The sequence below is a fragment of the Tardiphaga sp. genome, assembly GCF_025356345.1.
Classification (GTDB): domain Bacteria; phylum Pseudomonadota; class Alphaproteobacteria; order Rhizobiales; family Xanthobacteraceae; genus Tardiphaga.
This window is the reverse complement of record NZ_JANXTC010000395.1, coordinates 1-8,234: the sequence shown is the minus strand read 5'-3', so window position 1 is coordinate 8,234 and position 8,234 is coordinate 1. Positions and strand designations below refer to the sequence as shown.

The window sequence follows — 8,234 nt, the reverse complement described above, 5'->3', positions numbered from 1 at the left end:
CCGAACTCGGCGAATACGCCCCGCGCATCGAGACCTTCAAGATTCCGACCGACAAAATCCGCGAAGTGATCGGCACCGGCGGCAAGGTGATCCGCGAGATCGTCGAAAAGACCGGCGCGAAGGTCAACATCGAGGACGACGGTACCGTGAAGGTGGCGTCATCGGATGGTGAGTCGATCAAAGCCGCGATCAAGTGGATCAAGTCGATCGCCTCCGATCCGGAGTTGAACGCGATCTATGAAGGCACCGTCGTCAAGGTGATGGAGTTCGGTGCGTTCGTAAACTTCTTCGGCGCGAAAGACGGCCTGGTTCATATCAGCCAGCTCGCTTCGGCCCGCGTGCAGAAGACTTCCGACGTCGTCAAGGAAGGCGACAAGGTCAAGGTCAAGCTGCTCGGCTTCGACGATCGCGGCAAGACGCGTTTGTCGATGAAGGTGGTCGATCAGGAGACCGGTGAGGACCTCGAGGCCAAGCAGAAGGCCGCCGAAGGTACCGCCGCCGCCGAGTAACGGCGCTAACAACTAACTGTGAAAAGGGCGGCCGAAAGGCCCCCCTTTTTGTTGGGGTGATATGGCGCGACGGCGCCTATGGCATCCCTCCCCCTTGTGCGGAGGGTCGGCGGAACGAGGCGATGCGCGGCATCGTCGAAGTGGAGGTCGGGGTGGGGGCGCCGCGGGCGACGGCGTTCGTTGCACCCCGACCCGACCGCGCTTCGCGCGGCCACCCTCCCCACAAGGGGGAGGAAAAAAAACCACACCGCCTACCACTGCGCGGTTGCGACGCAGTCGTGATTTGACTTGCCACGAAACCCGGACACCCTGCCGCGCGTAGTTGCTATGCCTGACCGTTGAGGTTCAGCGCTCCATTCCGCGCGCAGCGCCCGCCGCGCGCCACCACGGAGAATTCCGATGCCCCTGATGTCCCGCCGTCATCTGATGCTGGCCGCCACCGGCCTGGTGGCCGTCGCCGCCGCGCCGCGCTTCGTATTCGCGCAGGCCGCCGCCCCCGCCGCGACGCCGTTCACGCTGCCGCCATTGGCCTATCCCATCGCCGCGTTCGAACCGCACATCGATGCGAAGACGATGGAAATCCATCACGACAAGCACCACGCCGCCTATGTCGGCAACCTCAACACTTTCGCCAAGGACAATCCGCAGATTGCGGCGTCGCCGATCGTCGACGTGCTCGGCAAGCTCGGCGACGTGCCGGAGGCGATCCGCACCGGAGTCCGCAACAACCTCGGCGGCCACGCCAACCACACCATGTTCTGGCAGATCATGGGCCCGGATGGCGGCCGACCGGAAGGCGACGTGCTGGCCGCGATCGACCGCGACCTCGGCGGGCTGGAGAAATTCCAGACCGACTTCAACGCCGCCGGCGGCCGCCAGTTCGGCTCCGGCTGGGTGTTCGTGATCGTCGACAAGGATGGCAAGCTCACGATCGAGACCCGTCCCAACCAGGACAGCCCGATCATGGATGGCAAGCGCGCGCTGCTCGGAAACGACGTCTGGGAGCACGCTTATTACCTGACCTACCAGAACCGCCGTCCGGACTATCTGAAGGCGTGGTGGAACACGGTGAACTGGAAGGTGATCGGCGAACGCTACGCCGCCGCGAAGGCCGGCACGCTGGGGATTTAAAGGCTGGCTGGTTCCTTACCCCGCCGAGGCCCTCGTGCCGCTGCGCGGATCGGTAATCGGTCAAGCCATTGCTTGCATGGGTGAATATCTAAAAAACCAGGCTAAAACCTGGTCTTTTTTCTTGAAAAGCAGGCCATAGCCTGGTTTATTGCGTTAATTTCCAGGCTTTAGCCTGGTTTCTTAACGAGGCTGATGTATTTTATCTGCACGGGCGAGTGCAGGATATTGTCGATGAAAGCCACCCTACGAAGCCTTGCGCGAAAGTCATTGGACAGCCGTCTGGTTCCTGGTGACCAGCCGCGGCCTGAACTTCGATACAAGTCTCCCCCCAAGGGCTGGATACGAGCGATCCGCGACGCATTCGGCATGAGCAGTGAGCAATTGGCTCGCCGGGTATCGCTAAGATCCCAAAGCATCGACGATTGGGAAAAGTCCGAGGCAAGCGGATCCATAAGCCTGAACACTTTGCGTCGGGCTGCCGATGCCTTGGACTGCACCCTGATTTACGCCCTGGTGCCAAGGACATCGCTGGAAGACGCCGTGAATTCGCGCGCTCGCAGAATTGCGACGCGCGAATTGGGACGTGTGGCACACACCATGAAACTCGAAGATCAGACCACGGCCGACAGCGATCCGGATGAGCAAATAGCGGAATACATTCGCGCCAACATAAAGGATCGCGATATCTGGAATGAGCCGTGACCCGCCGGTTTCAGGAACCCGACCATACGACGGCTCTTTCGCCGGAAGATCGGAGAGCGCTCCGGCAAACATGGATTACAAGTCGCGCTGACCTCAACGCGGCCGAAGAGCGTAATATCTTGAATGGGACAGCCTGGGCACGCAGACGCCGCAGGGCGATGCCAGAAGATATTTTGACTGACCGTTACGCGAAGACGCTGCACAAGCAGATGTTCGGCGACGTCTGGGGTTGGGCGGGCAAGTATCGAGAGCGGGAAAGCAACATCGGCATCCGGCCGCATCTGATCACCACCGAGGTCCCCGCGTTGTTCAGCGACGTGCTGTATTGGCTTCAACATAGGACCTACGAATCGGACGAGATCGCCGTTCGCCTCCACCACCGGCTCGTGGCGATACATCCCTTTTCAAACGGTAATGGACGCCACACCCGATTGATGGCCGACCTGCTGGTCGAGCGGCTCGGTCGCGACCCGTTCACCTGGGGACGGCGGAGTCTCGTGGAAGTGAGCGAGCTTCGCGCCCGCTACGTCGCGGCTCTGCAAGCCGCGGACAATCACATCATTGAGCCGCTGCTGAAGTTCGCGCGTTCATAGCGGCTTCGTAAGCTCGCCTCACACACACCCCATCACCACATCGCCGAGCGCCGCGAAGTCGGCCTTGCGCGGCGAGGTCTTGCGGTACACCAGCCCGATGCTGCGGCCGGGCTGCGGGTTTTCCATCCGCAGGAACTTGATCCGCTCGTCGCGCCGTTCGACATCGGCGGCGATCTGCGGGATCAGCGTGATGCCATAGCCGCTGGCGACCATCTGCATCACCGTGGACAGGCTCGACGCGGCGAATGCCATACCCGGCGCGCCGGAGCCATTGCCGCGCCCCACGGTACCGCACAACGCCAGCGTCTGGTCGCGCAGGCAGTGGCCATCCTCCAGCAGGATCAGCCGGCTCTGGTCGATCCCGGCGGCGTTAATGCGCCGGTCGGCCGGCCGCGGATCATCGGCCGGCACCGCCAGCAGGAACAGGTCGTAAAACAGCTTCAGCGTATCGATTTCCGGCTCGGCGACCGGCAGCGCCAGCATCGCGGCGTCCAGCGCGCCGCTCTTGACGTCGTCGATCAACTGCTTGGTCTGCGTCTCGCGCAGTTCCAGCCGCAATTCGGGGAACTGCTTCTGCAATACCGGCAGGATGCGCGGCAGCAGATAGGGCGCCAGCGACGGGATCACCCCCAGCGTCAGCCGGCCGGTCAGCAGGCCGCCCCTATGCCTGGCGAAGTCGACCAGGTCGCGCGACGCCGCCAGCACGTCCTCGCCGCGCCGCGCCACCTCGCGGCCGACATCGGTCAGCATCACCTCGCCGGGGCGACGTTCCACCACCTTGACCCCCAGCGTGCGCTCCAGATCTCTGATCTGCATCGACAGCGCCGGCTGGGTGACGGCGCAGGATTCCGCGGCACGGCCGAAATGGCCGTGCTTGGCGAGGGCAGCGAGATAGCGAAGCTGGCGGAGCGTAATCATGGTTGATCAGATAAACTTATCGAAGAGCGAAGACAAATCGACTGGACCTGATGTTAGATTTCTTCCAAGCTAATGTCACGAACCGGGGATAGGCTGAGTGCCAGGCCTTCCCAGAACGTTCGCCAGACATTTGCAACCACAGAGCATTCAGACAGGCACGTTGTGTTCGCGACGATGCGGCTTGCCGACGTTGCCCGACAACACCCGACCCCGACAGCCCGAAGGAAAGAACCATGGACCAGAAGACCGATGATACCGCCGGCAAGTGCCCGGTGCAGCATGACACCAAGGGCAAGGGAACGACCGGCAAGGGCCGCAGCAACCGTGACTGGTGGCCGGAGCAGCTCGATATCGGCGTGTTGCATGCGATCCATCCGTCCGCCGATCCGATGGGCGGCGCGTTCAATTATGCCGAGGAGTTCAAGACCCTCGACCTCGATGCCGTGATCAAGGACCTGCATGCCCTGATGACCGACTCGCAGGATTGGTGGCCGGCCGATTTCGGTCACTATGGCGGCTTGTTCATCCGCATGGCCTGGCACAGCGCCGGCACCTATCGCACCACCGACGGCCGTGGCGGCGCCGGTGGCGGACAGCAGCGCTTCGCGCCGCTCAATTCGTGGCCGGACAACGCCAACCTCGACAAGGCACGCCGCCTGCTGTGGCCGATCAAGCAAAAGTACGGCAACAAGCTTTCCTGGGCCGACCTCTACGTGCTGACCGGCAACATCGCGCTGGAATCGATGGGCTTCAAGACCTTCGGTTTCGCCGGCGGTCGCGCCGACACCTGGGAGCCGGAAGAACTGTATTGGGGTCCGGAAGGCTCCTGGCTGGGCGACGAGCGCTACAGCGGTGAGCGCGAGCTCGCGGAGCCGCTCGGCGCCGTGCAGATGGGCCTGATCTACGTCAATCCGGAAGGCCCGAACGGCAATTCCGATGCGCTCGGTTCGGCGAGGGATATCCGCGAGACCTTCGCCCGCATGGCGATGAACGACGAAGAGACCGTGGCGCTGGTCGCCGGCGGCCATACTTTCGGCAAGACCCACGGCGCGGGTGATCCGTCCTTCGTCGGCGTCGATCCGAATTCCGGCGCGATCGAGGCCCAGGGCCTCGGCTGGAAGAACACGCATGGTACCGGCTTCGGCGCCGACGCGATCAGCAGCGGCCTGGAAGTCACCTGGACGCAGACCCCGACGCAGTGGAGCAACCACTACTTCGACAACCTGTTCAAATACGAATGGGAGCTGACCAAGAGCCCGGGCGGCGCGCATCAGTGGGTGGCGAAGAACGCCGTGGCGGACATTCCGGATGCCTTTGATCCCGCGAAGAAGCATCTGCCGACCATGCTGACCTCCGACATCGCGCTGCGCGTCGATCCGGCCTACGAGAAGATCTCGCGTCACTTCTACGAGAACCCGGACAAGTTCGCCGATGCCTTCGCCCGCGCCTGGTTCAAGCTGACCCATCGCGACATGGGTCCGGTGGTTCGCTATCTCGGCCCGCTGGTCCCGAAGGAAACCCTGATCTGGCAGGACCCGATCCCGGCCGTCGATCATCCGCTGATCAACGACGCGGACATCGTCGAGCTGAAGGCGAAGATCCTCGCTTCCGGCCTCACGGTGGCGCAGCTGGTATCGACCGCCTGGGGCTCGGCCTCGACGTTCCGCGGCTCCGACAAGCGCGGCGGCGCCAATGGCGCACGCATCCGCCTCGCGCCGCAGAAGGACTGGGAAGTCAACCAGCCCGCCCAGCTCGCCGATGTGCTGGCCAAGCTGGAAGCGATCCAGAAGGCGTTCGGCAAGAAAGTGTCGATCGCCGACCTGATCGTGCTCGGTGGCGCGGCCGCGATCGAGAAGGCCGCCAAGGACGCCGGCCACAGCGTGACCGTGCCGTTCTCGCCGGGTCGCGGCGACGCCACGCAGGAGCAGACCGACGCGCATTCCTTCGCGCCGCTCGAACCCCGTGCCGACGCGTTCCGCAACTACATCAGCGGCAAGCCGCAATACATGGTCCCGGAAGAGGCCATGGTGGACCGCGCGCAGCTGCTGAAGCTGACCGCGCCGGAACTGACCGTACTGCTCGGCGGCCTGCGCGTGCTCGGCGCCAATGCCGCGGACTCCAAGCATGGCGTCCTCACCGCCAGGCCGGGAACGTTGAGCAATGACTTCTTCGTCAATCTGCTCGACATCAACATCGAATGGGCGCCGGTGGCGGGCCAGGACGGTGTCTATGAGGCGCATGACCGCAAGACCAAGGCGGTGAAGTGGACGGGCACGCGCGTCGACCTGATCTTCGGGGCGCACTCGCAGCTCCGGGCGCTGGCCGAAGTCTATGGCAGCAGCGATGCCAAGGCGAAATTCGTCAAGGATTTCGTCAAGGCCTGGGCCAAGGTGATGAATGCCGACCGCTTCGAGCTCCACGCCGAGCCGATGCTGCAGGCCGCGGAGTAAAAGCGCCGTCATTGCGAGCGCAGCGAAGCAATCCAGAGCCACAAGGAAAGACTGGATTGCTTCGTCGCAAGCGCTCCTCGCAATGACGGACAGCAATACTGAATTGAAGAAGCCCTCGCGAGAAATCGCGGGGGCTTCTTCTTGCTCACTTTCTTCCTTCTCCCCTTGTGGGAGAAGGGAGAAAATCGGCGCGACGTCGCACCTTGCACCTCTCCCCGAATCTCCGCACAACTGGCGCCCAGATTTACCACCGGAGCCAACGCCATGATGAAACTGTACTGGTCGCCGCGATCGCGCTCGTTCACCGCGCTGTGGCTGATGGAAGAGACCGGCGTGCCCTATCAGCGCGTGCTCACCGACATCTCGACCGGCGCGCAGCGCTCGCTGGAATTCCTCACCGTCAATCCGATGGGCAAGGTCCCGGCGCTGCAGGACGGCGACGCCGCCATGGCCGAGGCCGCGGCGATCTGCGCCTATGTCGCCGAGCGCTATCCCGACGCGGCACTGGCGCCGGCGCTGGGCGACGTGCATCGCGCCAAATATCTATACTGGCTGTTCTTCGCGCCGAGCTGCATCGAGCCCGCGATCGCGCAGCTCGCCGCCAAATTCGAGATGAATTCGGTCGCCGCCGGCTGGGGCGACGCCAAGCGGGTGTTCGACGTGCTGGAGGCCGCCCTGGAAGACGGACCGTGGCTTCTCGGCGAGACGTTTTCCGCCGCCGATATCGCGATCGGCTCGAGCCTCAATTTCGCGGTGCGGCAGTTCAAGATGATCTCGCCGCGACCGTCCTTCGACCGCTACCTCGATCGCTGCGAATCGCGCCCGGCGTTCCAGCGCGCCGCGCTGATGGCGGCGGGCGAGAAGATGTAATTTTGAAGCACCGCTGATGTGCTGCGTTCCCCGGATGCTGCGCAGCGCGTCGCACTTGCGACGTGGTGCGCTGCTGATCCGGGGCCCCGGTTCGTTGAGGAAGCAACCGGGATCCCGGATCTGCGCAGCGGCATAAGAACGCCGCAGCGCGTCCGGGAAACAGATTCTACTCCGTCACATCCGCCTTCAGCGCGTCGGGATGCGGCATCGAGATGATGTTGTAGCCGGAATCGACAAAATGGGTTTCGCCGGTGACGCCACCGGACAATTCCGACAGCAGGTACAGCGCGGTGCCGCCAAGTTCGTCGAGCGTGACGCCGCGGCCAAGCGGCGAGTGCTTCTGCTGGAACGCGAACATCGCGCGGGAATCGCCGATGCCGGAGCCGGCCAGCGTGCGCACCGGCCCTGCGGACAGCGAGTTGACGCGGATGCCCTGGCGGCCGAAATCGGCGGCGAGATAGCGCACCGAGGCTTCCAGCGCCGCCTTCGCCACGCCCATCACATTGTAGTTCGGCATCACCCGGGTCGAGCCGCCGAAGGTCAGCGTGATCATGGTGCCACCCGCGGTCATCAGTTCAGCCGCGCGTTTTGCGACTTCGGTGAAGGAGAAGCAGGAGATCACCATGGTGCGCGAGAAATTCGTGCGCGTGGTGTCGGCGTAGCGGCCCTTGAGCTCGTTCTTGTCGGAGAAGCCGATCGCGTGCACCACGAAATCCAGCCCGCCCCATGTTTCCTTGATCGCCGCGAAGGTGGCATCGACGGAGGCGATGTCCTCGACGTCGCAGGGCAGGATCAGCTCGGCACCCAGCGATTCCGCCAGCGGCTTGACGCGCTTGCCGAGCGCGTCGCCCTGATAGGTGAAAGCGAGCTTGGCGCCCTGCGCGTGCAGCGTCCGGGCGATTCCCCACGCGATCGAATGATCATTGGCGACGCCCATGATCAGGCCGCGCTTGCCCTGCATCAGATTTTGCATGTGAACTCTAACTCCGACGCGCTGTTGGCCGCCTCGCCCCGCTCGTGCGGGGAGAGGGTCGGGGTTAGGGGCTCTTGCCCGGAATATC

8 protein-coding genes are annotated in these 8,234 nt (G+C 63.7%); 6 read left to right on the top strand and 2 right to left on the bottom strand.

Features of this window, described 5'->3' with window-relative positions; translation table 11 throughout:
* From Q0S16_RS24365 to Q0S16_RS24350, 4 genes are all read left to right on the top strand, one after another.
* On the top strand, positions 1–509 hold a 509-nt coding region (locus tag Q0S16_RS24365; protein WP_295854428.1), incomplete at its 5' end, for a S1 RNA-binding domain-containing protein.
* 399 nt (positions 510–908) lie between these two features.
* Complete coding sequence (locus Q0S16_RS24360) at positions 909–1,640, top strand: superoxide dismutase (protein ID WP_295854426.1); 732 nt, start codon at positions 909–911, stop codon at positions 1,638–1,640.
* 231 nt (positions 1,641–1,871) lie between these two features.
* Positions 1,872–2,342, top strand: a complete 471-nt coding sequence (locus Q0S16_RS24355; RefSeq protein WP_295854424.1) for a mobile mystery protein A — start codon at positions 1,872–1,874, stop codon at positions 2,340–2,342.
* Positions 2,339–2,935, top strand: a complete 597-nt coding sequence (locus Q0S16_RS24350) for a mobile mystery protein B (RefSeq protein ID WP_295854422.1) — start codon at positions 2,339–2,341, stop codon at positions 2,933–2,935. The genes Q0S16_RS24355 and Q0S16_RS24350 overlap by 4 nt, the downstream gene beginning before the upstream one ends.
* 18 nt (positions 2,936–2,953) lie before the next feature.
* Here the strand turns inward: Q0S16_RS24350 and Q0S16_RS24345 are convergent, their stop codons facing one another.
* Positions 2,954–3,853: a LysR substrate-binding domain-containing protein gene (locus Q0S16_RS24345; RefSeq protein WP_295854420.1), complete on the bottom strand. Its 900-nt coding sequence runs from the start codon at positions 3,851–3,853 to the stop codon at positions 2,954–2,956.
* A gap of 233 nt (positions 3,854–4,086) precedes the next feature.
* Here Q0S16_RS24345 and katG point away from each other — a divergent pair, with 233 nt between their 5' ends.
* Positions 4,087–6,303, top strand: a complete 2,217-nt coding sequence (gene katG / locus Q0S16_RS24340) for a catalase/peroxidase HPI (protein WP_295854416.1) — start codon at positions 4,087–4,089, stop codon at positions 6,301–6,303.
* Positions 6,304–6,567: 264 nt separating this feature from the next.
* Positions 6,568–7,173 (top strand): glutathione S-transferase family protein, encoded by a 606-nt coding sequence (locus Q0S16_RS24335; protein ID WP_295854414.1) that lies wholly within the window; start codon positions 6,568–6,570, stop codon positions 7,171–7,173.
* 166 nt (positions 7,174–7,339) lie between these two features.
* Here Q0S16_RS24335 and fabI read toward each other — a convergent pair whose 3' ends face one another.
* Positions 7,340–8,146: an enoyl-ACP reductase FabI gene (gene fabI, locus Q0S16_RS24330; RefSeq protein ID WP_295854412.1), complete on the bottom strand. Its 807-nt coding sequence runs from the start codon at positions 8,144–8,146 to the stop codon at positions 7,340–7,342.
* Positions 8,147–8,234: the final 88 nt, after the last annotated feature.

Coding starts and splice junctions, on each gene's coding strand:
- Q0S16_RS24335 (WP_295854414.1), top strand. CDS start 6,568: ATGATGAAACTGTACTGGTCGCCGCGATCGCGCTCGTTCACCGCGCTG.
- katG (WP_295854416.1), top strand. CDS start 4,087: ATGGACCAGAAGACCGATGATACCGCCGGCAAGTGCCCGGTGCAGCAT.
- Q0S16_RS24355 (WP_295854424.1), top strand. CDS start 1,872: ATGAAAGCCACCCTACGAAGCCTTGCGCGAAAGTCATTGGACAGCCGT.
- Q0S16_RS24360 (WP_295854426.1), top strand. CDS start 909: ATGCCCCTGATGTCCCGCCGTCATCTGATGCTGGCCGCCACCGGCCTG.
- Q0S16_RS24345 (WP_295854420.1), bottom strand. CDS start 3,853: ATGATTACGCTCCGCCAGCTTCGCTATCTCGCTGCCCTCGCCAAGCAC.
- fabI (WP_295854412.1), bottom strand. CDS start 8,146: ATGCAAAATCTGATGCAGGGCAAGCGCGGCCTGATCATGGGCGTCGCC.